The following is a 24,558-nucleotide window of genomic DNA, read 5'->3' as shown; positions in this document are numbered from 1 at the left end:
ATAGGCAATAGCTTGAAAGTACTACTGCTGTAGTAAAAGATAAAATAGACTTCATGTAATCCAACCTCTGCCCGGTTACTACTCAAGCATAAGGCCCCAGGCAAGACCTTATTCACATCTGGTCTGACTTGAGCCGTATGTTTTGGCTTGGGTTCAGACTATTTGGTCAATTTTTTTATCTGACTCTAAGTCGAGTCTACTCCAGAAAGATACGCATAATTGCTTATTTTTTGATCATTATTTTGCACCGCTTCGTCAGTCTTAAACTTGTGCAATCAATAGAGTGACTTAGCCTAAATTTTGAACAGCAGAAATAGTTTAGGTATGGCTTACACAGACTGAGCTCGCCATACTTTGAAGGCAAAAACTAGTCAAAAGGAAATCCTATGGCAAGGTATTTGGTCAGTATTCATCGCCCAAACAACTACAACACCTGTCTGTAAGAAGACAAAGTGATGTCCATGGCTATCGACCAGCTGAACGACGAAATGATAGCTGCAGGATAAATTGTTTATCCTTTATCTGATGCAACAGGAAAGAGATTTACGTAAACTTAGGTGAAGTCAGAATTTAAAATAGAATCGATAAAAGATTAACGTACAAAGGATAATCCGATTGGAAATATACACTATTGAAATTACCCTGCCCTTTAAAGCCAAAAAGCCGTGGCGGCGAGTGATTGAAGTGGAAGAAGACACTCCATTGTTTGAGTTGCATTACTTTATCCAGACTATGGTGAAATTTGATAATGATCACTTGTACGAGTTTCATATCGCCAAAACCCCGGGCAGAAATACGCAACGTATTGATGACGGCAAAATGCTGAACGAGGTGTATCCGCTGGATCGAAGCAAATTGTTTTATCTGTTTGATTTCGGTGATTGCTGGTTATTTCAGTTTAGAAAATTACGCAAAAAAGCTGAAAAACAACCCCGTGTAAAATATCCGCGAGTGATAGAGTCTGAAGGAAGAAACCCAAGGCAATACTAAATTACTGGATTTCAGGTTAAATAACCTGGGATCGGGATAAATAAAAAAGCCCGGCATAGTGCATCTATGCCGGGCTTTTTTGCATGAATTACAAAGATTTCAGGAAAGCCAGCAGCGCTTCTCGTTCTGCAGTTGGCAGATTTACAAAGCGGTTTTTGATCACTTCAGCTTCGCCGCCATGCCATAAAATAGCTTCGGTTAAAGTACGGGCACGGCCGTCGTGTAAATAACCAGCAGGACTGCCTCCTGCAACAAACTGAGTATAACCTAAGCCCCAAAGCGCCGGAGTTCTCCACATGCTGCCTGTCGCCAGACCTTCGCTAAAGTTGTCGGCAAGCCCTTCGCCCATATCGTGCAGCAGCAGGTCAGTGTATGGCTTAATGTTTTGCAGTCGCACTTCGTCAAACTCTGAGCGGTTGCTGGTTTTGACCTCGCTGGTGTGACATGCCACACAGCGAATATCTTTAAATACTTTTTCGCCTGCTGCTATTTTTGCAGGATCTATGTCCAGATAAGCCAAAGGCGACACACCTTTGGGAAAACCACTGACGACACTGCGCTGAGCCGGCACTGCTAACAAATGCAGGTATTGAGTCATTAAAGTGACAGCGTCATCCGGCAAACCTGGTTCCGCAGTCGCTGGATCACAGTTTTTTGGACCCGCTAAACAGTCCAGTTTAGGGTATACAGAGGAGGTGACAGCCATATCCAGCAAAGCGGCATTCGTCACCTGATGACGTAAGCTGACTTTGCCTGCTTTCCAGCCGTAACGGCCTAAACGAACGTCTCCGGTTTCAGGATCATAGGCATAATTGGCCGTTCCCAGCACGCCGTCGGCATCTGGTGTGGTGCGAACACGGGATAAAATGGTCTCGTCTGAAATGGCTTCCAGCAAGCCCATACCAATCAAAGGCTGAGCCTGGCGTACAGAATACACTTCAGGTTCTGGCCCTTCAAAGGCAATAGTGGGCTTACGCAGTTCAACCACTGTGCCATCTGCAAGAGTGACAGTGCTGCTGGTAAAACCTGAAACCCAGGCACCATTGCCCCAGTTTTGCATCTCGCCAGTGCTGACAGAGCGTCCATTCATTTGCAGCGCCTGACCATAAATGGGGTGAGGCAGGTAGAGGCCATTTGCATCTGTACCTGTAGCCCCAACCCGCACCGCCATAGTGTCCAGTCGTTGATTACGCACTGTAGGTGCCACACTGCGGCCATTGTTTACATGGCAATTAAAACAGGAAGACTGATTAAAGCGTGGGCCTTGCAACTGACGAGCTGCGTCATTGCGGTCATTGCCCTCTTCGTTATGAACCCCTGTCCATAAGTTAGTATGTAACCAGCGACGCCCTTCCATAAAACGCTGCATATTCTGCATGCCAATAGTGTTGTGCGGCTGCTGAAACATAAAAGTTGGATTATCAGCATAATCATAAGACACAGAACCCAGACCACCTTGCAGTGTACTTTCTGGCAAAGGTTCATTCATCAGGCGGGGCTGAACCCCATACCAGGGCCGTAATCCCTGTCCCATCACGTAGGTTAACTCGTTGGTGTAATAACGGAAAGCGCCGCTATCACCTATGGCATCCATAGCAGCCCGGGTGGAGAAAAACGAACTGGTGAACTCAATCACATCGCCTTTTTTCAGCACACGGGAGTTCACGCTACCGCCGTTTGGCACCAGAACTCCATCGCCATTGGCGGAAATCGCTCTGTGGCCGGGGTAGCGGTCAAACACCACACTACAGCCATCATTGGCACCAATCACACCGTTGTAGCCACTGTCGGGTCGTAATAACACGCCATTGGCAGGTTTGGCGACTACAGGACAAGCGGCGCCTTCATCATGATAAGTAGAATCATCCAGCAAATCTCCCGGGCTCATCCAGCCAAACCCTGTCACGCCCGGATCATCAAAACGGCGGACAAAAGCATGACCACCGCCCTTTTGCGCCTGCTGAAAGTATTGGTTGACGATGATTTTGGGTTCAGTCACCCCAGCAACATTGCTGTTGTCGATAAACTCCACACCCCAGGTGCGGTTTTTAAAATAGTTGGCAATAAAGTTCAAATGAGCGCCGGGGCCTTTATCCTGCGGATTACCAGCTGCATCAACCGTGTCGTTCACACCAAAACCAATTTCATTCCAGTCTTCCCCGCGCTCACGGGCATGACGGGAGCGACCCACCATACCAAAGCGTGTGACCAAGGTGCCGTCGGCTAAGGTAAAACTGACAGTTTCAATAGGTTCAGCCGGTGCTGGCAGTGGCGTGCGACCACTGCCGCTCAGTGGATAAGCCAAAGCCGAAGTGTCCAGCACCGGCATAGAGCTGTCCGTGCCGGGCGTTTTAAACTCCACTTCAAATAAAGAATAGCCATATTGAGTTTGGCGGGTGATGCCTTGTAAACGCAGATAGCGGGCATGAACGTCCAGATTCAGAAACTCTTCTGTATCGCCTTGCGATCCAGCCACATAACGCAGCTGATACCAATTTTGCGCATCGTCTGACACATAAATAGCATATTCTTTGGCATGGGCATTTTCCCAGTACAGCTTCATAGTGCCAATAGCGGTTTTGGCACCAAAATCAAACTGTAGCCAGGCGTTGTCTGCATTTGCAACATCATCCCCCCACGCACTTTCCCAGCGAGTTGTCATGTCACCATCTATGGCTTTCGCTGCAGTATTAGTGGCATTTTCATCGCCAGAGGAGCTTGCTGCCACAGCAGCCACAGGCGACCCGGGCGCAGTTTTATCGTAAGAGGTCGCAATTCTTAACTCAGCCGGTGGTGCAGGCAAGGAAGGACCATCTGCTTTGGGCAATGGCGCTATTTTCGCATCTGGCGCAGCTTCAAAGTCAGGTTCAGGTAACTCCTCTATCGGAGGCACAACTACAGGCGGAGTCACCACCGGAGGAGGTATGACGACAGGAGGAGGTGTAACCACTGGAGGGATAACGACAGGCGGAGCGCCTGAGCCTGAATCATCAGGTGCAGTAGTGCTGTCGCCACCGCCACAAGCCACAACAGACAAAGCCAGCGCAGGGATAATCAGCCAGCTTTTAAGCCTGAACCTGTGCGTAGCAAACTGAATAACAGAACAAGGCTTCATACCCTTCACTCCTAAATGATACTAAACAGAATTTCATCCGATCCGCAAAGACGCTTTTTAACTAAAGCGACTACAACGGCTGAGATCATGAGGCAATGCACAGTGATGTTTTGTAATTAATTGTGCTTTGCGTGTCGTGTCGGGTCGCCTGCCTTGTCGCCACAACTATCGCTGAACCCTGCATTTTTACCAAGAATTAATTTGTGAACGTCAAGGGCAACAAAGGAAGAAGTAGCGGATCTCAGCCGACTATTCAGCGCAGTACTAAGCCCTGTAATAAGCCCAGTACTAAGCCCACAATAAGGCAACAGGCTGTTGATGCTATTCAACTAATTTTTACAATGCTACAGTGGTCTCTATTCAATTCGTTCATTGGTAAAGGAAATCCTATGACCACCATTATTACCCTTGTTATTGCCGCTGTTCTCCTGTTTTTTATTGCCAGCATTTACAACCAGTTGGTGAAACTGAAAAATCGTTTTCAAAACGCTTTTGCTCAGATTGAAGTGCAGCTAAAACGCCGTTATGACTTGATCCCTAATCTGGTAGAAACCGCCAAAGCTTATATGTCGCATGAGCGTGAAACACTGGAAGCTGTAATTGCAGCGCGCAACAGTGCCATGAGTCAGTTAACAGCAGCTGCTGCTCAACCTGGTGACGCTGCAGCAATCAGTCAGTTGGCCGGCGCTGAATCAGCCCTGCAAGGTGCCATGACCAAATTCAGTATGGTGATGGAAGCTTACCCGGATTTAAAAGCCAATCAGAATATGATGCAGCTGACCGAAGAGCTGACCAGCACTGAAAATAAAGTGGCTTTCGCCCGTCAGGCTTTTAATGACGCAGTGACTGAATACAACAGCTACAAACAAAGCTTCCCTCCTGTTATTTTTGCTGGTTTTTTTGGTCATCAGAACGATGCTAAATTACTGGAATTCGCTGACAGTGCGGAAATTCAGGCTGCACCTAAAGTGAGCTTTTGAGTCCTGTGGCTACTAACTTTTTTGCGGCACAGGATCAGGCGCGCGGTAATACCAAGCTGCTGGTGTTTTTGTTCGCTTTGGCCGTGATCACCTTGTTGGTGTTAACCAATCTGTTGGTGATGATCACTTTAGGCGTCATGGATCCAGAGCAATACCAGTTGCTGTTAAGACCTCAAGATCCGCTTTGGTTTGAACAGTTACCCTGGAAAATGATGGGCTGGGTCAGCTTGTTTGTTTTTGTGATCATAGCTGCGGTGATCAGCATCAAACAGGCTGAATTGAGCCAGGGTGGCCAGGTGGTTGCCAAAGCGCTGGGCGGCCGTTTGGTTGAACATCATCTGGCGGACGATAAACAACAACGTTTGCTCAATATTGTTGAAGAAATGGCGATTGCAGCCGGTGTGCCTGTACCGCCGGTTTATTTAACGCCAGAATCCTCCATCAATGCTTTTGCTGCTGGTTATTCACCGGCAGATGCGGTGATAGGTGTGACTCAGGGCTGCCTGAATCTGCTGGATAGGGATCAACTGCAAGGCGTGATAGCCCATGAATTCAGCCATATTTTAAATGGCGATATGAAGCTTAATATTCGTCTGATCGCCTTGTTGCATGGCATCGAATGCATTGGTCATGCTGGCTATTTCCTGCTCAGAAGCAGCGGACGCAGAACGGCGGTCATCGCCAGTAGCTCGAAATCCAAAGACAACGGTGGCGGCATTCTGGGTCTGGCGCTGGGCCTGATGGTACTGGGTTATTTAGGTACATTTTTTGGCAGCCTGATCAAAGCCGCTGTCAGTCGTCAGCGCGAGTTTTTGGCTGATGCCAGCGCAGTGCAATTTACCCGTAACCCGGCTGGCATAGCCGGAGCATTAAAAGCCATTGGTGGGGCCAGTTATGGTAGCACCATAAAAAACCCCAATGCAGATGAAATGAGTCACTTATTTTTTGGTGAAGCCATCAGCCGCTGGACCAGTTTATTTGCCACCCACCCGCCACTGCCGCAGCGTATCAAACGTCTTGACCCCCATTGGGACGGAGTTTTTCCGGCAGAAGCGCAATTAAAGCAACAAAGCAGCGCAGAGCCAACTGCTGCAACTAAAACAACAGAGCAAAAAACTGCGGCTGTACTGGCCGCATTACCGGCTTTTTTGCTGCACAGCAGCCGCCATGCGCCTTCAGCACCGGCCTTATGTTGTGCTTGCCTTATTCAAACCCAATATCTGGCGAAACAATGGGCTATGGTGAAAGCCCTTGGCGACCATCAACTGATGCAAAACGTCGATAAGTTGTATGACGATGTCAGTCGCTTATCAGGCAAACAAAAGCTGCAGTTACTGCAAATTGCAGTGCCTGGTTTAAAGCAGCTGTCGCACCAGCAGTTTGTCGAATTTCAGCAACTTTGCCAGAACCTGAGTCGCTGTGATGGCGAAGAAGACTTATTGGAATGGGCCCTGTTAAACTGGTTGCAACACTGTGTCGGCAGTCAGTTTGACTCCTCTTTACTGCATCGCCGTGATCAAAGCAGCAGTCTGGATCAGGTTCAGCAACCTGTGCTGGCGCTGCTGTCCTTGTGTGCACAACAAGCTAATCATGAGGACTTGCAGGATCAATCCTGGAAAGTGGGTTTAGAAGTGCTTGGTTTACCCGCTGCAACAGCTCGCCCGCCCGTTAGTTTTCCGCAGTTGAGTGAACAATTACCGGCCCTTATTCACAGTTCACCCCGGCTGAAACAACAGTTGTGGCAAATGCTGAAAATGGCAGTTCAAGCCGACGAAATGGTGAATGAGCAGGAAGAGTTGCTATTACATGCTCTGGTGTTGCTGCTGGAAATTCCTGTCAGCCCGGATGAATATTCCCGTTCCAGATGAGTATTGCCGCTAAAGTGCCGCAGTCAGGAATTCTGACTGCGGATCAACTGCTCAAAATGTGCCGCAGGTAAAGGTTTGCTGCATAAGTAGCCCTGGTAATAATCACAACCTTGTTGGCGTAAGTAATCCAGTTGTTCCTGCTGCTCTACCCCTTCAGCCAAAGCTTTTAAGCCAAGAATATGCGCCATCGAAATGATTGCTGTGACTATGGCCTGACTTTCACTGTTATCGGCCACGTCATCAATAAAGCTTTTATCTATTTTCAGTACATCTAACTGATAACGCTGCAAATAAGCAAAAGATGAATAGCCAGTCCCAAAATCGTCAATCGCCAGCTTTACGCCCATCTGGTGCAAGTCGGACAACACCAGTTCGGCTTGTTGCTCCCGCGACATAATGGCGCTTTCAGTCAGTTCCAGCTCCAGCAGTTCTGCCGGAAAACCTGTGTCCTTTAAAATCTGCGCCGTTTGTGCGCCTATATCGCCGTGACTGAACTGATGAGAGGATAAATTCACCGCCAGTTTTAAGTCCGGTAACCCAGCTGCACGCCACTGCGCGCCTTGACGACAAGTTTCAGCCAGCACCCAATCGCCAATAGCACCAATAAGGCCTGTGTCTTCGGCTATAGGAATAAAACGCCCTGGTGGTATCAGGCCCTCTGTCGGATCATTCCAGCGCACTAAAGCTTCAGCGCCGACAATACGGCCGGTTTTGATATCCGTTTGCGGCTGGTAATAGACTAAAAACTGCCCCTGCACCAAAGCAGCACGTAAGCGGGCTTCCAAATCAATTCGCTGACGGGCATACAGAGTTAAATCATCTGAATAATAGGCGAAACGGCCACGCCCCTGCTCTTTTGCTCTGTATAAAGCAGCATCAGCATTACTAAGCAGAGTTTCACCTTCAGCGCCATGATCTGGATAAATAGAAATACCTATGCTGGCACCAATGCGTACTTCAACGTTATTGCTCAACACCCAGGGCTGACTCATATCGTTAATCAGTTCAGTGGCAAAACGGGCGGCGTCTTCGCTTTGATGCAGTTGCTCCAGCAAAATAATAAATTCATCGCCACCAAAACGCGCTACCGTATCAATATCTCTTAAGCGTTTTTTCAGCGAAGCAGCCACCAGTTTTAACAGCTCGTCACCTGATGGATGACCAAAACTGTCATTGATGTATTTAAAGCGGTCCAGGTCCATCATCAGCACCGCAAACTGATGCTGATCACGTTTGGCCAGATCCACTGCGTTCTGCAAACGTGAACTCATTAATAAGCGGTTAGGTAAATCGGTCAGCACATCATGGTGTGCCAGATAAGCCAGTTCCTGCTCCGAGGCTTTGAGCTGAGTAATATCTGCAAATACAGCCACATAATGACTGATTTGTTGGCTTGCATCGACAATGGTACTGATGCTGAGCAATTCAGGGTAAATTTCACCGTTTTTGCGTCTGTTCCAAACCTCACCCTGCCAGTGTCCGTGCTTACTCAGTTCCTGCCACATCTTGGTATAAAAGCTCTGATCATGTCGTCCTGAGGCGAACATGGCTGGCGTATTCCCCAGCACTTCGGCTTCTTCATAGCCCAACATCTGCAATAAAGACTGATTCACCTGAATGATGCGGTTGGACGAGTCGGTGACCATAATACCTTCGCGGGTGCTTTCAAATACGGCAGCAGCCTGTTGTAATGAAGATTCAAACTGCTGACGTTTTACGGCGTTGCCCAAAGCTGTTGCCAGCATTTTTAGCGCATCCAGCTCGACCTGATTCCATTCACGGCAGGAGTGATGTTGTTCAACACCAAGCAAACCCCACCATACTCCATCCACCATCACAGGCACCAGCGCAATGGCTTGAATACGAAAACGTGTCAGCATAGGCTGCAGTAGCTGATCCATATCCTGAGCCAGCCCAGCAACAATAGAGCCTTTTGCCAGTTGCTGAATAGCGGGGTACCAACGGGATATTTTGTTATTCAGTTGCTTAAAAGTACGAACATGCTCTTTTTGATCGCGACGCCACTGGGTTAACAACACGCCAGTCACCAGCTCTTGCTGCACATCGTTCTGGTAGAAATACATGGCATCGACGGCTAAAGCACGGCTAACCGACGGCATCATGCTACGCAACAATTGCAGCCAATCGCTGTGCTGTAAAAAACGAGCGGCCATATCGGCCAGGTTTGACATCACCAAGGCCCGTTGTTTTAGCTCACGGCGAAATGCAACTTCTGAGCTGATATCATCTATGGTGACCAAAGCACCTGACAGTTGCCCTTGCTCATATAATGGCTCTGCGTTGAGCTTTAGCCAGCGTTGCACCCTGCCACGCTCAATGCCCATCACAACATCGCGAACAGGTAAAGACGTGCGCAACACTTCGTTACTTGGGTAGAGCTCTGCAGGAAATTCGGAACCGTCTTCGTAAATGGTTTTCCAGTCTTCGACTCTTGGGACCAAGCCTCTCATTTCATTTAAAGAACAGTGCAGCATCACCTCAGCCGAGGGGTTGGCATCAATAATAGCGCCAGTTTTATCATGCAGAACTAAGCCTTCTGACATAGTGTTAAACAGGGTTTTTAACTTATCGTTACTGACTTCCTGCTCAAACCTGGCTTGTTTTAACTCGGTAATATCCACCATGGCACCGATAATCTGTTGCTTGTTATCGATCAAATCAGCCAATAATCTCAAGTCATCACGTATATAACGAATCTTGCCTGATACATCATAAAAACGATATTCATGACGATAATGTCCATGTAATAAAGTTTGTTCTATGGCATTGCTAGCGAGGGCTTTATCATCAGAATGCACTCCATTTTCCCACCACTGCTCCTGCAATGATTGTTCAACACTGTAGCCAAATAAGCGTTCAATGTTGCTGCTGACCCAGCTGGTTTTGCAACTGATGCCATCCAGTTCAATACGGTGCAGTACTGTTGAGCTTGCAGTTAAAATGGCGTCCAGCTGCTGGGAATTTTGTAGCTGTTGCTGGTGGCTGTGACTTAAATCAGCATACAACTGACGTTTTTCAGTGACATCCTCAAAAGTGGCCAGCAGCAAGTCTGGCTGCCCTTGCTGAGTAAATCGTTGCATCATCAGTTTGACGGTCAATATTCGGCCAGAACTATGACATAAACGAATATCAGACTCTGTTGAAATCTGATCTCTGGAGGCCAAACGGCTTGCCATAAATTGCTCTGGACTTTGCGCCAGATCCCGCAGCGATAGCGCCAGCAATTCAGCTTCAGAATAGCCCAACAGAGATTGCAGCTTTTTATTCACCCGGACAAAAGGCAAGTGAATACGGGATAAAATAGCCATACCTGAAAATGGCAAATCAAAAAAAGCCTGAACAGTTTTGTCTTGCTCTGTTTGCTTGGCTGCCAAAGCCAACTGGTGTGACTGAATAAGCTCCCGCCAGTAAAACAAAGCCCCCAACACCAGCAACATCAATAAAGTGCCAGAGATCACGGACAACCATAACAACAAAGTCTCTAAAGGTTGCAGCACTTCTGCCACATCAATTTTACTGACCAGCATCCAGTTGGTTTGTCGTATCGGCGTGTAAGCTCCAAGCACGGGCTGCTTACGGTAATCCAGCTCTTCTGCGGTATTAAATTGCCGTTGCCTTAAGGCTTTGGCGGCCAATAAGGGGCCATCTATATCAGTGTCTATCTCATTGAGTACAGCATGTTGAGGATGACGCAACGGATTCAGAAATACCACAGCACGGTCCTGGCGTTGCACCAGCAAAACTTCGGCTGTGGGACTGGACACGGGCCAGTTCTGAATAGCAGGAAATAAATAGATGCTGGTATCAACACTAAACACCAGTTGATACATCTGTTGACCTATCGCCAGTTGCAGATACCAATTCAGCTGGCAATATCTGTCAATACCTTTGCTGTTACATTGAGTAGAAGGCTGAGGTAAAGTCTGCCCCACCCCCAGTGCATCAAATTTTAAAGCTGCCCCTAAGGCCAGAAGTTGCTGCCCTTGTGCATCGTAAAGTAAGACTGAGCTGAACGAATGTTCGGCAATCATAGAAGCCAGCCTGTTACGCACGTCGGCTTGTTGTGCGGTATTCCGCAGTTCAACGTACTGCTGTAACTTTTGCCGGAATGAACTGTCGCGGGATAAAGCATTGATATCGTACTGTCGTTCAGCCAACCATAGTTCCAGTTGTTGCTTTTTAATATCCGTGACTGTACGTAAATCCTTTAGTGCTTCAGTTTTTAGCTGATTACCATGCACCCATTTGGTGATAGCGGCCATGGCCGGGATCGCCAGCAAAAAGGCAAGAATAAGTATGACCACCCGCATTTGTTTGTGCCGGACTGTCACTTCGGAGTCAAAAAACTGTTGTTTACGCCAGGTCGCGAGCAGCAAATAAATTAAACAGCCACTGAGACAAACAAAGGCAACCCCTTTGACTGTACCTAAAAAAGAACTGGTTTGTGGATCACTGACAGTTAAATGCAATAAATGATCTGAGCCAAAAATCCACAGCAAAGCAAAACAGCAATACAGCAGCACAATACGAATAGCAGTTAATGGGTAAGCAGGTTTGGCCATGAATATCCGAGTGAGTTGATCTTAGTCTTGTTTCATCAGTAACGTCTGTCGCTGGGCTTTTGGTAAAGCCTGGATCACCAGCTGTCTGGACTGATCGATTTGTCGTTTAATTTCCTGCTCTGGCACAGTGTCGTTTAAGCGCAGTGTATTCCAGTGCTTTTTATTCATATGGTAACCAGGAGTAATGGCCGGAAAAATATCCCGTAAAGCCAAAGCTTGGTCCGGATCACATTTTAAATTCAGCCGCCCTTCTCCATGGTCTGTGCCAAGGATAGCAAAGATTTTACCTTTTACTTTATAGACATAGAAATCAGGACCAAAAGGGAAGTCTTCTTCAGTACTCATCAATTCAAGGCAGTAATCTCGAACTTGCGCAAAGTTCATAGCTAATAGCCTCCTGTTTTTGCCTGACACTAAGAAAGAAGGCTGCCAGCGCAGCCTTCTTTGCTCTATTATTTGGATGCATTATTTGCGGGTATGCAGTTTCATCCAGTCAAAGACTTCGTTGTACCAGCGTTCTGCATTACGAGGTTTTAAGATCCAGTGGTTTTCATCCGGGAAGATGACTAATTTGGACTCAATACCTTTACGTTGCAAAGTCGTAAAAGCACCCAGGCCTTGAGCATAAGGCACCCGATAGTCTTTTAAACCGTGGATCACCAGCATAGGTGTTTTCCAGTTATCGACAAAAGCTGCCGGATTAAATTTCTGATAATCACTGTCTTTGTTCCAGACCGGACCACCTAAATCATGTTCAGGGAACCACAACTCTTCAGTGCTGCCATAAAAACTTGGCATATCAAATAAACCAGCATGATTGACTAAACATTTAAAACCTTCAGGCCAGTTGCCCGCAATCCAGTTCATCATATAGCCACCGTAGGACGCACCTAAAGCACAGGCGTTGTTGCCATCCAGCCATTTTTCCTTTTCAGTAATAAAAGCCAGGCCTTTTTGTAAATCAACCAATGGCTTACCCGCCCAATCACGGGCAATAGAATCAGTAAAAGCCTGGCCATAACCTGTAGAGCCGTGGAAGTCGATCATCACCACGCCATAGCCCTGAGCAGCCCATAACTGCGCATTCCAACGGTAGTTAAACATATTGCCAAAGCTGCCTTGTGGCCCACCGTGGACAATAAAGGCGATTGGGTATTTCTGACCTTCTTTGAAATTGACAGGTTTCATCCAGTAGCCGTGTACTGTTTCGTCATTGGCTCCCGGGAAATTAAACTGCGCAAACTGAGCGAATTGAATATCGGCCAGCGCGTCTTTGTTAACCTGGGTTAAGGCTGTTGGTGCACCGGTTTCAGCAGTGATCTGGTAGATATCGCTCGGCTTGTCCAGGCTGTGATTGGTAAAAATTAACTTGTTGCCCGCCACATTTAAGTCATTGGCGGTACCGTCAGCATACACTTTACTGATATCACCAAAGCTGGTATTGATAGAGAAAATACCATGCTGACCCGTGTCCTGTGCTGTGACGTAAATGGTTCTGTTGTCTGCACCAAATTTATAATCGCTGATCGATCTGTCCCACTCCGGAGCTAGCTCTTTACGTTGACCTGTCACCATGTCCAGTAAAATCAAGCCGAAACGGTCCGCTTCGTACACAGGTTTTTTCATGGCTAAGTAGGCCATAAAACGACCATCGCTGGAAAAAGACGGTTTAGCGTCCCATGCTGAATTATCACGGGTTAAATTGATTTTTTCGCCGCCATTCACCGATACCTGAAAAATATCAAAGTTGGTATGCCAGGCTTGGTCCACTCCGGGGATTTTGGCACTGAACACCAGATTTTTACCGTCAGGGGTAAAAGCGACTTCTTTAATACCGGCAATATCGGTATTCCATTCTGGCAATAAATCTTTCGCCTCTGTGACTTTTTTGCCGTTTAGGTCACTAATGTACAAATGACTTCTGAATTCATCAGCCCAGGTATCCCAGTGGCGCACCATCAGCTGATCGTACACCATAGCGCTGTCTTGCTGACCTGCTTTTACCTGTTTGGCTTCTACTGTGCAGGATAAGGTTTCGCAGCCAGGCTTGGCAGCCATTTGCAGTACAATTTTGCTGTTGTCAGCTGAAACTAAAAAGCCATCGACATCCAGTGGTAAATCTGTGATTTGTTGCGCTTCACCGCCAGCCATAGGTAAACGCCAGACCTGTGAAGAACCTGAGCGGCCCGTCAAAAAATACAAGGCGCTGCCATCTTTGCTCCAGGCCACAGAGTGTTCTCTGTCTTCATTGTAAGTTAACCGACTGACCTTATTGTTTTGCTGTAAGTCGATTAAATACAAATCTGCGCTGCTGTCCGCAGGCGCCAGGCCACCATTTTTCTGGCCATAGACCAAATAACGGCCATCAGGGGAGACCACTACGTCGTAGATTTTGTTTAATTTATTCAGGTGTTCAATGGTCAGAGGGGTTTTAGCGACAGCGGCACTGCTGAGTAATGCAGTGGCGAGAAAGATCCAGGCTTTCATAATTTCTCCCAGTGGAAAAACGCCCTGAGGACCAGGGCGTTGTTAATCATTTTTAGTTATTGGCAAGCTCGGCTATCTTCACTTTCCAAATAGCAGGCCCTTGTTTATGCACGTTATTTCCCTGACTGTCAACCGCCACTGTCACTGGCATGTCTTCTACGTCAAACTCGTAAATAGCTTCCATACCCAAGTCGGCAAAGGCTACAACACGGGATTTTTTAATGGCTTTGGAGACTAAATAAGCAGCACCACCTACCGCCATTAAATACACAGCTTTGTGCTCTTTAATGCTTTCAACGGTTTTGTCGCCGCGTTCAGACTTACCAATCATGCCAAGTAAACCCATCTGGCCTAACATCATGTCAGTGAATTTATCCATACGGGTCGCCGTTGTTGGGCCTGCAGGGCCAACCACTTCAGAACCTACGGCATCGACAGGGCCAACGTAATAAATAAAGCGATTTTTAAAGTCAACGCCCTCTGGCAGCGCTTCGCCTTTGGCCATCATATCGGCAATACGTTTATGCGCAGCGTCGCGGCCTGTCAGCATTTTGCCCGACAGCAATACAGTTTCACCGGCTTTCCACTCCAGCACATCAGCAGGAGTCACAGTATCTAAATTAACGCGGCGCACATTGTTCCCCAGCTCCCAGGTCACTTCTGGCCAGTCTTCCAGTTTTGGTGGAGTTAATACCGCAGGGCCTGAACCATCTAAATGGAAATGCACGTGGCGTGTGGCCGCACAGTTTGGGATCATCACCACTGGTTTAGATGCCGCATGAGTAGCGACAGATTTGATTTTTACATCTACTACTGTAGTTAAACCACCTAACCCTTGAGCACCAATGCCCAGTTTATTGACCTTGTCGTACAACTCAACCCGCAGTTTTTCGTCGGCCGTTTCAGCGCCTTTTTCCAGCAGATCCTGAATATCCACAGGCTCCATCAGTGCTTCTTTGGCCAGCACTGCAGCTTTTTCTGCTGTGCCACCAATGCCTATGCCTAACATGCCTGGCGGACACCAGCCTGCACCCATTTTAGGCAGAGTTTCCAGCACCCACTCCACCACAGAGTCGGACGGGTTTAACATCACCATTTTGGTTTTGTTTTCGCTGCCGCCGCCTTTAGCAGCAATAGCTACTTCAACATGATGACCTGCAATCATATCGATATGCACCACTGAAGGCGTGTTGTCCTGGGTATTTTTACGGGCACCTGCAGGGTCAGCCACAATAGAGGCGCGCAGCGGATTATGTGGGTTCAGATAAGCACGGCGTGTGCCTTCATCGACCATTTGCTGCACTGTCATATCGGTTTTATCCCATTTGACATCCATACCAATTTTAACAAAACAAGTGACAATACCAGTGTCCTGACAAATAGGCCTGTTGCCTTCAGCCGACATACGGGAGTTGATCAAAATTTGGGCTATGGCGTCTTTAGCGGCCTGGTTTTGTTCTTTGTGATAGGCCTTTTCCAGAGCCTGCACAAAATCCAGCGGATGATAAAAAGAGATGTACTGCAACGCATCTTCGATGCTGTCGATAAAGTCTTGCTGGCGAATGACGGTCATACTGTGCCCTTCCAAAGTAATGATAATAAGCTCTCTGTCTGTTCTGCATCCAGACCAAAGGCTTTTCCTGTGTTCAGGTTAACTAATGTCAGCTGGGCTGATATGATACAGCGCAACAGATCCAGCGGCTAGTCAACAAGCGTATTTTTGCCGGAATTAGCCCGTTTTATGAGACGACTTATGTCACAGTTTTTAAAGTTAGATGCCAAAGCGCCGCATCTGCTGGAGTATTTTTCTGCCATAGCGGCAGAGCCCTGGGCCATGTTATTAGACTCAGCAGCCAGCAGCCACGTCAACAGCCGTTTTGATATTCTGGTGGCTCGCCCTGTTGCAACTTTAGTCTTTCAACAAGGTGAATTAATCCAAACCGAACAAGGCCAAAGCCAATTGCTGCAAATGGACCCTTTTGGAGCTTTGCAACAGCTGATCAGCAGTTATTTTCCGCAAAAACCATCTCTTGTTGATAGCCCTGATTTACCTTTTGTTGGCGGTGCTTTAGGTTACTTTTCCTATGATTTAGGCACTGTGATTGAACCTGTGCCACAAGCCACAGATGCAGGTGCTTTGCTGCCGGATATGGCGGTGGGTATTTATCTGTGGGCCCTTATTCTGGATAAGCAACAACAGCAACTTTGGTATGTGGATTATCGCGGTGACGCACAAAAACACTGGGTTGACACCTCAGTACTCTTTACCCAAACCACTGAAACCACTGCTTTTAAGCTGACATCCAACTGGCAAGCCAATATGGATAAGGCCAGCTACAGCCAAAAATTTGATCAGGTGCAAAGTTACTTACAAAGCGGCGACTGTTATCAGATTAACTTAGCCCAGCGTTTTGCAGCCAGTTACAGCGGCGATGAATGGCAGGCTTATTTAACGCTTAGAACTAAAAATGCGGCACCTTTTTCCGCCTTTTTACGTTTGCCACAAGGCGCGGTATTAAGTTTGTCGCCAGAGCGCTTTTTACAGCTCAAAGCTGGCCAGGTAGAAACCAAACCCATTAAAGGTACCAGACCACGTTTTGCCGATCCGGTGCTTGATAAACAAAGCGCAGAAGATCTGCAGGCGGCACCAAAAGACAGAGCTGAAAATGTGATGATTGTGGATTTATTGCGAAACGATTTGGGCAAACATTGTGTGCCAGGCACAGTTAAGGTACCGGCTTTGTTTGCGATTGAGTCTTTCCCTGCTGTACATCATCTGGTCAGTACGATAACCGGCACCTTAAATCCGAATGCTGATGCCTGCGATTTATTGCGCGGCGCTTTTCCGGGTGGCTCTATTACCGGAGCGCCTAAAGTGCGGGCCATGCAAATTATTGCCGAATTAGAACCCAACAGCCGCTCTGTCTATTGCGGCGCTGTGGGTTACATCAATAGCATGGGCGATATGGACACCAACATTGCCATCCGCACTTTAGTAATGGCACAAGGTAAGGCGTTCTGCTGGGCTGGCGGTGGCATAGTGGCGGATTCTGAAGTGAATGCAGAATACGAAGAAACCTTTCATAAGGTGAATAAAATTTTGCCTTTGCTTGGCACTATCGAACGCCCACCTTTGACAGCAAAGACAATGGACACCTAACCAGATGAACCGGCAGCAGTTTTTACAGCGTTTTTTCCTGCAACCCAGCAAGCAGTCTGTGTTGCTGCAGGTTGAAAAAAGCAGAGCTGCTGCTGTGTTGTTGGTGCTGCGGGAACAACAAGGTGAACTGCAACTGCTGCTGACGAAACGCAGTTCAGACTTGCGGCATCATCCGGGCCAAATCAGCTTTCCCGGCGGCAAAATTGAAGCGAATGAAAACAGTCGGCAAGCGGCTTTACGTGAAACCCATGAAGAAACCGGTATAGCACCAGAGCAACTGCAGCTCATAGGGCAACTGCCCAGTTATGCCACTGGCACAGGTTTTTTAATTCAGCCCTGGATTGCCTTTTTAACTCAGGAAGTGGAACTCAAACTACAAGCCTCTGAAGTGGAATCGGCCTTTTGGTTACCTTTGCCTTTTGTATTCGAGCCACAAAATACGCACAGCGAACACTTTGCGATGCATGGACAGTCGCATTTAGTGCATTTTATGCCCTACGGACCGCACCTGATTTGGGGTGCAACAGCCGCAATTCTTTATTCGTTAAAACAGCAATTGCATTTTTAAATTCGATGCAGGGTTTGGCCCCGCCCCTACCGGACTGTAATCAAATCAACACAGCACCGTAAGAAATTTTGCTGTAACAAGCACCGACCAGTTACCAAGTGAGTTACGAAATCAATCAGCTTCCGTTAGAATGGCGCCCAATTCCTATAACTAAAAGCAGACTCGAATGATTATTAGCGCTTTTGATATGTTCAGTATTGGTATTGGCCCATCCAGTTCTCACACCGTAGGCCCAATGCGTGCTGCCAAAAAATTCTGTGAAAACCTGCAAGCGCAGGGTTTATTTGATCAGGTCACCAGTGTCAAAGCTGAGCTGTTTGGCTCTTTAGGACAAACCGGTGTTGGCCACGGCACGGGCAAAGCGGTGATATTAGGTTTATCCGGTTATTTACCAGAAAACATAGAACCTGATGCTATTCCTGGTTTATTAAAGAAAGTGGATGAAAGCCAGACTATACAGCTGGATCAACAACGCTCTGTGGCTTTCCCAAGAGAAGGCGCCATTGTATTTCATCGTCGCAAAACCTTAAAAGAGCATTCAAACGGCATGGAACTGATCGCTTACGCCGGTCATGACGTGTTGTTCAGCGAAATTTATTTCTCTATTGGCGGTGGCTTTATTGTCAAAGCTGAAGACTTTGCCAAAGAAAAAGAAGCCGCCAGTCAGTTTGCTGCCAACAATCCCCCTCCTTTCCCTTTTGAAAGTGGCGCAGAGCTGATGAAGCTGTGTAAAGAAAACGGTTTATCCATTGCTGGTCTGATGATGGAAAACGAAAAAGTATTACGCAGCGAACAACAAATTCAGGACGAGCTGGGTAAAATCTGGTCAACCATGTATGACTGTGTGCAACGTGGTATTCGTACCGAAGGCATTTTACCTGGTGGTTTAAAAGTAAAACGCCGCGCCCCTGCTCTGCATAAACGTTTAATGGCAGAAAAAAGCTCAGATCCATTGCAAGTGATGGATTGGGTGAATTTATTTGCATTAGCCGTCAATGAAGAAAATGCCGCCGGTGGCCGTGTAGTGACAGCACCGACCAACGGCGCCGCTGGTATTATTCCGGCCGTATTGATGTATTACGATAAATACATTCAGCCTGTCACGCCGGATATCTACTGCCGTTATCTGTTAACAGCAGCTGCTATTGGTATTTTGTATAAAAAGAATGCTTCTATATCGGGTGCTGAAGTCGGTTGTCAGGGCGAAGTAGGCGTGGCCTGTTCTATGGCTGCAGGTGCTTTAACCGAGATTTTAGGTGGCTCTGTGGATCATGTGGAAAACGCCGCTGAAATTGGCATGGAGCACAACTTAGGTTTAACTTGTGACCCTGTAGGTGGTTTAGTTCAGGTGCCTTGTATTGAACGTAACGCTATGGGTTCTATTAAAGCCATTAACGCCTCACGTTTAGCTTTACGTGGTACAGGTGAGCATAAGGTATCGCTGGATAAAGTGATTAAAACCATGTGGGACACAGGCCGTGATATGCAAAGCAAATACAAAGAAACGTCGCGTGGTGGCTTAGCAGTAAACATAATAGAATGCTAGATATACTCTTTTAAAGGTCGGAACAAGTTTCCTTACTTTGACGACATACTGTACGACTCAGACAAAAAACCGCCTCTCGGCGGTTTTTTGTCTTTTCGCTGTTACTTTTGCAGTGGTAACTCATCGGTTGGATACGTAGTTTCTTCAGAGGTTTTACTTCTGAACAACCCTAAAAAGTCATCCAATATCACATAGAGCGCTGGGATCAGCAGTAAGGTGATCACTGTCGCAAACAAAATACCGTAGGCCAAAGAGACGGCCATAGGCACCACAATTTGCGCCTGTAAGCTTTTTTCCAGCACTATAGGTGCCAAACCTAAGAAGGTTGTCACAGAGGTCAGCATAATAGGTCGGAAACGTCTGGTACCAGCACCTACGACAGCTTCTTTTAATGGCATACCGTCACGGCGTGATTGATTGACAAAATCGACCATCACCAGTGAGTCGTTTACCACTACACCAGCCAAAGCAATCAGACCAAATAAAGACATAATGCTGACACTTAATCCCAGCAACATATGGCCTAAGATGGCGCCAATTAAACCAAAAGGGATCACCGACATAATGATCAACGGCTGAGTGTAAGACTTTAGCGGTATAGCCAGCAGCGCATAAATCACAAATAACGCCAACAGGAAGCCCATGGCTAAGTCTGTCATGGCATCCGCTTCTTCCAGACTAGCTCCTTCCAGCGCTGTTTCTATGCCATATTTTTGCGCCAGCATAGGCAGCACTTTTTCCTGCAACTCTTTGGTGATTTTCATTGGCTCAGCCAGAGCTTTATCGACTGAAGCACTTATGGTGACAGAACGTTCGCCATCGACCCTGTTAATAGCCGAATAGCTGGGTTGTGATTTGTATTCAGCCACCTGGGAAAATGGAACTTCAGCACCGGACGCAGTGCGTATTTTCATGTTCTCCAGATTGCCTACAGAGCGGCGTTCTTCTTTTGGATATCGCACCATCACTTTGACTTCTTCGCCATCACGCTGAATACGCTGCGCTTCAGCACCATAAAAGCCCTGACGCACTTGTGTGGCTAAATCGGATAAATTAATGCCCAAAGCTTCAGCCTGAGGTTTGATCGTCAGCACTATTTCATCATTACCACCACTGATGCTGTCTTCGATATCAAAAACCCCCTGATACTCCAACATAGCGGCTTTGAGCTCTTCCGTGGCTAAACGTAACTGCTCCAGCTCTTTGCTTTTCAGTTGGAATGAAATATCGCCACCACCGCCACCACTGGTCGAGGAGAATATCTGCAGCGTTTTGACTCCGGCGATTTCTGGTATTTGCTCACGCCACAAACGCACAAATTCATTGGCATCTATACTGCGACCTTCGCTTTTTTCCAGTTCAATCACCAGCTCACCACTGGTATCAGACTGAGTGAAGGTTAAGCGGTGTTTCATCAGCCCTTCTTCACCTGAAGCGATGATTTGCTCGTTGGTTTTCACCAAAGCGCTTTCCAGTTGTTGCATGGCCTGCACTGTGGCTTTACCTGATGAGCCTTCCATCATGGTTAAATTGGCGTTGATAAAGTCGCTTGGAATATTAGGGAAAAACACCCAGCGTACATGGCCACCCGCCATTAAGCCTATCATCAGCACCATCATCGCAAAGAAACTGGTGGCGGTGATATAACGGTATTCAATACACCATTCAATAGCACGTTTGTAACGGCCATAAACAAAACGGTCGGTCGCCCCCGACACTTTAAGACGGACAAATTTTAAACCGTTACTACAAGCTCGCCCCATGCCATAAAACAGGCCTTTACGCTGCTGGTCCCAGGGTTTATCGTCCATCGCTATTAAATGAGCTGGTAAAATAAACTTGGATTCCACCATAGAAAAAACTAAACACAAGATCACCACCCAGGCGATAGATTCCCAGATCGGCCCTTGTGGTCCACCCACCATTAACATTGGAATAAAAGCGGCTATAGTGGTCATCACACCAAAAGTAGCTGGCATGGCCACCCGCTGGGCGCCACGGATCACGGTTTCAGCTGACTTGCCGTATTTCTCAATTTCGGTGTAAGCACTCTCCCCTATGATAATGGCATCATCGACCAGAATCCCCAGCACCAGAATAAAACCAAACAAACTGATCATATTGATAGAGACGTTAAACATCTCTAATGGCATCAGGGCTATGGTACCGAGGAAACACACAGGAATACCCACCATGACCCAAAAGGCGACACGGAACTCGAGGAATAAAGTTAAGCTGATCAACACCAACAAGGCCCCCATCAGCATATTGTCGGTCATCAGATCGAGGCGGCCTTGCAGGTAATAACTGGAGTCGCCCCAATAGTCGATTTCCATACTGTCGGGTAAATCGGCTTTTTTCTTCTCTACATAGTCTTTTACTACAGCAGCAATTTTTAAGGTGTTGTCTTCGCCTACTGCATCCACTTTAATAGACACTGAAGGTTTGCCATTAAAAGTAGAATAAGACTCCATCTCGACAAAACCATCTTTGACCTGAGCAATGTCGCCCAACAACAAACGGGTGCCGTCTGCTCTGTTGATCAAAACGATGTCGGCAAAATCCTGCTGACGGTAGGCCTGGCCCTTAGCCCGCAATAAAATATTGCCGTTGTCGGCTTTAATAGAACCACCTGGCACATCCACAGAGCTGCCGCGCACAGCCGCCACCATTTGGTCAAAGGTCAGGCCAAATTCACGCAGTTTGTGCTCTGAAACTTCGATAGATACTTCGTAATCTAAAGCCCCTACCACTTCCACTTTACTAACGCCTGGCAGCTTTTTCAGCTCGTCCCGCACATCTTTAGCAAACTCTTTTAAGCCACGTTGATCGGTATCACCGTAGACAGATAACCACAGCACGTTGCTTTGGAATTTAGTGTTGTACACAACAGGACGTTCAGTTTGTTCAGGAAAGGACGAGATAGAATCCACCTGCATCTTAATTTCATTCATCACTTGCTGAATGTCATAACCAGACTGAATTTCTACGTTCACCGTGGCTAAACCTTCCACAGCATTAGAGCGGATTTTTTTAATGCCATTCAGGCTTCGCAGCGATTCTTCAATTTTGTCGACTATGCCCTCTTCCACTTCCTGCGGTGCAGCACCTAAATATGCGACCCGGATAGTGACTTGTTCCAGCTGAATTTCAGGAAAAGTTTGTTTTTTAATAGTGAAAACACTGGCAATACCTGCCAGTAATAAAATAACCATCAATAAGTTCGATGCCACGCTATTGCGGGCAAACCAGGCTAACCAGCCTTTATGGGTTTGATCCAGCTGCTGCATCAGGGTTTTTCTCCTGACTCAGTAGCGGCTATCGCTGTTTTTTCCTTTTCGGACTCATCCACCACAGGATCCGTAGTTGTTCGCAGCGCCATGCCTTCCAGTGGATTGGCAATAGCAGTTAATACCAGTTGCTCAGCCGGATCTAAACCTGCACTAACATAGGCATACTCTTCATCCATACGCTGCACTGTAACACTACGGATATGCAGCTTATTGTCCTTGCTGATGGTCAGTACTTTTTGATCTGGTTTTAGCAAATGCCGCTCCACTAACACCAGATTTTCACCGTTTTTGCCATCAATACGGGCTTTGACAAAACGGCCAAAGCGCAGTGGATCCTGACCACCCGTTTTTAAGCGGTACGGATCTTTAATTTCAGCCACAGCGTAGATCACCCGGTTTTGATCATCCAGCATACCTTCAGTGCGCACCAGTCTGGCGTTCCAGTTCAGTTGCTGACCCGCTACTTCTGCTGACAACAAAACTTCAGGTTGCTGCTGCTCAGAAGGCGTTAAACCAGGCATATTTAAATAACCCACGTCGTTATCCGACAGCGGCAAGCGTACCTCTGCCACTTCAGTGCCATAAATAGTACCTAAGTCAAAACCGCGGCTGATAAACTGACCAATGTTGGCATTTTTGGCTTTGACTATGCCATCGTAAGGCGCACGGATTTCAGTACGAATAAGGTTACGACGAGCGTTTTCCAGTTCAGCTTCAGCAGAACGCACATTGGCTAATTCCTGAGCCAGCTGTGGCCGGCGTAAACCTAATTCCGGCGCTTTACCTGCACTAAATTCACTCCATTCTTTAGCTGCAACCTTACCACGGGCTTTTTCTTCTTCTAACAAAGCCTGAGCACGAGCCAAATTGGCTTCCGACAGTTTGACTGCTGTTAAATAGTCATATTGCTCAACCTGAATAAGCAAATCACCGGCACGGAAAAAACCACCTTCAATAAAGTTGTCCGCTACCTTCACAATCACGCCATTGACTTCAGACGTCAGGCTGGTGATCACTTTAGGCTGCACTGAACCTTGCGACCACACCTGATACGTCAGGTTTTGTCGGCTAACAGGTTTTACTTCGACAAATAAGTCTTTCCGTGTTTCTTTTTTCTGCTCAGGTGGCTTTTTTCCTGCCACAAAAGCTGATGAGAGAATGACTGCGCCCACCACAATCAATACAGGAACTCCTGCTTTTACCCACTTGCCTGCCATTTTTAGTCCTTTGGTCACAAATTTATCTGACTCTATCTTACAGTTCGTTACGCTGTAACAGTATCCGCAGTTGTTAGCTTTTTTATCTAAATTGTGTCGAACGCAACGACACACTTTGACCACTTTTTTTACAGGCAAATGCAGAAGCCTTAAGGCACAGGGCTTACAGCAGATTAAGACTGCCCAAGCAGTTACGGCTCTGCAGCATGACTGTGAAGTTACGACATATTTAGTTACAACTTCAGCGCTTAAATAGCGAATTCATCTATCTACATTCCAGAAAGTTATTTTGGTGACTGTTACAGCTTAGTTATGGTGGAGAAGACCAGAAACAGGTTGTTTTTTAGACACTTCATTGTCATCACATAAGGATACACTGTACTTTTATGTGACTGTCAGGCTAATTCAGGAAGGAAGCATCTATGAGTATCAGTAAGCAGTATTTAAAAACCAAACCAGTATGCAAAGTTACTTTTACCTTTGCAGGTCATCACTACCCTCAAGCCCAAAGTGTGGCTTTAGCGGGAGAATTTAATAACTGGGATCCACAGGCAGTTTTAATGAAAAAAACCAAGACAGGCGACTTTACCGCCAGCCTGACTCTGGATAAAGAAAAACAGTACCAATTCAGGTATGTAGTAGATGGTCAAACCTGGCTGAATGATGATGAAGCTGATGGCTATGTGCCCACTCAGGTCAGCTACGACCAGAATTCAGTAGTTCAGCTGTAAACAAAAAAATGGGGTCAGAA

Annotated in this window: 14 protein-coding genes; 7 read left to right on the top strand and 7 right to left on the bottom strand. The window is 47.0% G+C overall.

The window, feature by feature from the left end:
* Positions 1 to 615: 615 nt before the first annotated feature.
* Positions 616 to 990, top strand: coding sequence for a plasmid pRiA4b ORF-3 family protein (locus LSG37_RS19865; protein WP_233081733.1), 375 nt, complete (start codon positions 616 to 618; stop codon positions 988 to 990).
* 88 nt (positions 991 to 1,078) lie between these two features.
* On the opposite strand, the gene LSG37_RS19860 is transcribed toward LSG37_RS19865, so the two are convergent.
* Complete coding sequence (locus tag LSG37_RS19860; protein WP_233081732.1) at positions 1,079 to 4,105, bottom strand: di-heme oxidoredictase family protein; 3,027 nt, start codon at positions 4,103 to 4,105, stop codon at positions 1,079 to 1,081.
* Between the two features lie 389 nt (positions 4,106 to 4,494).
* Here LSG37_RS19860 and LSG37_RS19855 point away from each other — a divergent pair, with 389 nt between their 5' ends.
* Both LSG37_RS19855 and LSG37_RS19850 read left to right on the top strand, forming a co-directional pair.
* The gene (locus LSG37_RS19855; protein ID WP_233081731.1) at positions 4,495 to 5,085 is read left to right on the top strand and encodes a LemA family protein; all 591 of its coding nucleotides are present in this window, start codon (positions 4,495 to 4,497) and stop codon (positions 5,083 to 5,085) included.
* Positions 5,086 to 5,090: 5 nt separating this feature from the next.
* Positions 5,091 to 6,953 (top strand): M48 family metallopeptidase, encoded by a 1,863-nt coding sequence (locus LSG37_RS19850; protein WP_233081735.1) that lies wholly within the window; start codon positions 5,091 to 5,093, stop codon positions 6,951 to 6,953.
* A 23-nt stretch (positions 6,954 to 6,976) separates the two neighbouring features.
* Here the strand turns inward: LSG37_RS19850 and LSG37_RS19845 are convergent, their stop codons facing one another.
* The 4 genes from LSG37_RS19845 to LSG37_RS19830 form a co-directional block, all read right to left on the bottom strand.
* Positions 6,977 to 11,536 carry a bifunctional diguanylate cyclase/phosphodiesterase gene (locus LSG37_RS19845; protein WP_233081730.1) on the bottom strand — a complete coding sequence of 1,520 codons (4,560 nt, stop codon included), beginning with the start codon at positions 11,534 to 11,536 and terminating at the stop codon, positions 6,977 to 6,979.
* Between the two features lie 21 nt (positions 11,537 to 11,557).
* A complete protein-coding gene (locus LSG37_RS19840; protein WP_233081729.1) occupies positions 11,558 to 11,920 on the bottom strand; it encodes an MmcQ/YjbR family DNA-binding protein in 363 nt (120 codons plus the stop codon).
* A gap of 81 nt (positions 11,921 to 12,001) precedes the next feature.
* Positions 12,002 to 14,023 carry a S9 family peptidase gene (locus LSG37_RS19835; protein ID WP_233081728.1) on the bottom strand — a complete coding sequence of 674 codons (2,022 nt, stop codon included), beginning with the start codon at positions 14,021 to 14,023 and terminating at the stop codon, positions 12,002 to 12,004.
* Between the two features lie 52 nt (positions 14,024 to 14,075).
* On the bottom strand, positions 14,076 to 15,596 hold the full coding sequence (locus LSG37_RS19830) for a fumarate hydratase (protein WP_233081726.1): 1,521 nt from the start codon (positions 15,594 to 15,596) through the stop codon (positions 14,076 to 14,078).
* Positions 15,597 to 15,776: 180 nt separating this feature from the next.
* On the opposite strand from LSG37_RS19830, the gene pabB reads away from it, so the two are divergent.
* The 3 genes from pabB to LSG37_RS19815 all read left to right on the top strand — a co-directional run bounded on the left by pabB (position 15,777) and on the right by LSG37_RS19815 (position 19,297).
* Positions 15,777 to 17,183, top strand: coding sequence for an aminodeoxychorismate synthase component I (pabB, locus tag LSG37_RS19825; protein WP_233081725.1), 1,407 nt, complete (start codon positions 15,777 to 15,779; stop codon positions 17,181 to 17,183).
* A 4-nt stretch (positions 17,184 to 17,187) separates the two neighbouring features.
* Positions 17,188 to 17,751: a CoA pyrophosphatase gene (locus LSG37_RS19820; RefSeq protein ID WP_233081724.1), complete on the top strand. Its 564-nt coding sequence runs from the start codon at positions 17,188 to 17,190 to the stop codon at positions 17,749 to 17,751.
* 166 nt (positions 17,752 to 17,917) lie between these two features.
* Positions 17,918 to 19,297, top strand: a complete 1,380-nt coding sequence (locus tag LSG37_RS19815; RefSeq protein ID WP_269836680.1) for an L-serine ammonia-lyase — start codon at positions 17,918 to 17,920, stop codon at positions 19,295 to 19,297.
* 101 nt (positions 19,298 to 19,398) lie between these two features.
* Here LSG37_RS19815 and LSG37_RS19810 read toward each other — a convergent pair whose 3' ends face one another.
* A complete protein-coding gene (locus LSG37_RS19810) occupies positions 19,399 to 22,587 on the bottom strand; it encodes an efflux RND transporter permease subunit (RefSeq protein ID WP_233081723.1) in 3,189 nt (1,062 codons plus the stop codon).
* A complete protein-coding gene (locus LSG37_RS19805) occupies positions 22,587 to 23,807 on the bottom strand; it encodes an efflux RND transporter periplasmic adaptor subunit (RefSeq protein WP_233081722.1) in 1,221 nt (406 codons plus the stop codon). The genes LSG37_RS19810 and LSG37_RS19805 overlap by 1 nt, the downstream gene beginning before the upstream one ends.
* Positions 23,808 to 24,229: 422 nt before the next feature.
* Here LSG37_RS19805 and LSG37_RS19800 point away from each other — a divergent pair, with 422 nt between their 5' ends.
* Positions 24,230 to 24,538 carry an isoamylase early set domain-containing protein gene (locus LSG37_RS19800; RefSeq protein ID WP_233081721.1) on the top strand — a complete coding sequence of 103 codons (309 nt, stop codon included), beginning with the start codon at positions 24,230 to 24,232 and terminating at the stop codon, positions 24,536 to 24,538.
* The last annotated feature ends 20 nt before the right edge of the window (positions 24,539 to 24,558 follow it).

It is taken from the genome of Rheinheimera soli, assembly GCF_021290985.1.
Taxonomy (GTDB): Bacteria; Pseudomonadota; Gammaproteobacteria; order Enterobacterales; family Alteromonadaceae; genus Pararheinheimera; species Pararheinheimera soli.
The sequence above is the reverse complement of the archived record's forward strand: the minus strand, read 5'-3'. Positions and strand labels throughout refer to the sequence as shown.

Coding starts and splice junctions, on each gene's coding strand:
- LSG37_RS19860 (WP_233081732.1), bottom strand. CDS start 4,105: ATGAAGCCTTGTTCTGTTATTCAGTTTGCTACGCACAGGTTCAGGCTT.
- LSG37_RS19855 (WP_233081731.1), top strand. CDS start 4,495: ATGACCACCATTATTACCCTTGTTATTGCCGCTGTTCTCCTGTTTTTT.
- LSG37_RS19845 (WP_233081730.1), bottom strand. CDS start 11,536: ATGGCCAAACCTGCTTACCCATTAACTGCTATTCGTATTGTGCTGCTG.
- LSG37_RS19840 (WP_233081729.1), bottom strand. CDS start 11,920: ATGAACTTTGCGCAAGTTCGAGATTACTGCCTTGAATTGATGAGTACT.
- LSG37_RS19835 (WP_233081728.1), bottom strand. CDS start 14,023: ATGAAAGCCTGGATCTTTCTCGCCACTGCATTACTCAGCAGTGCCGCT.
- LSG37_RS19830 (WP_233081726.1), bottom strand. CDS start 15,596: ATGACCGTCATTCGCCAGCAAGACTTTATCGACAGCATCGAAGATGCG.
- pabB (WP_233081725.1), top strand. CDS start 15,777: ATGTCACAGTTTTTAAAGTTAGATGCCAAAGCGCCGCATCTGCTGGAG.
- LSG37_RS19820 (WP_233081724.1), top strand. CDS start 17,188: ATGAACCGGCAGCAGTTTTTACAGCGTTTTTTCCTGCAACCCAGCAAG.
- LSG37_RS19815 (WP_269836680.1), top strand. CDS start 17,918: ATGATTATTAGCGCTTTTGATATGTTCAGTATTGGTATTGGCCCATCC.
- LSG37_RS19810 (WP_233081723.1), bottom strand. CDS start 22,587: ATGCAGCAGCTGGATCAAACCCATAAAGGCTGGTTAGCCTGGTTTGCC.
- LSG37_RS19805 (WP_233081722.1), bottom strand. CDS start 23,807: ATGGCAGGCAAGTGGGTAAAAGCAGGAGTTCCTGTATTGATTGTGGTG.
- LSG37_RS19800 (WP_233081721.1), top strand. CDS start 24,230: ATGAGTATCAGTAAGCAGTATTTAAAAACCAAACCAGTATGCAAAGTT.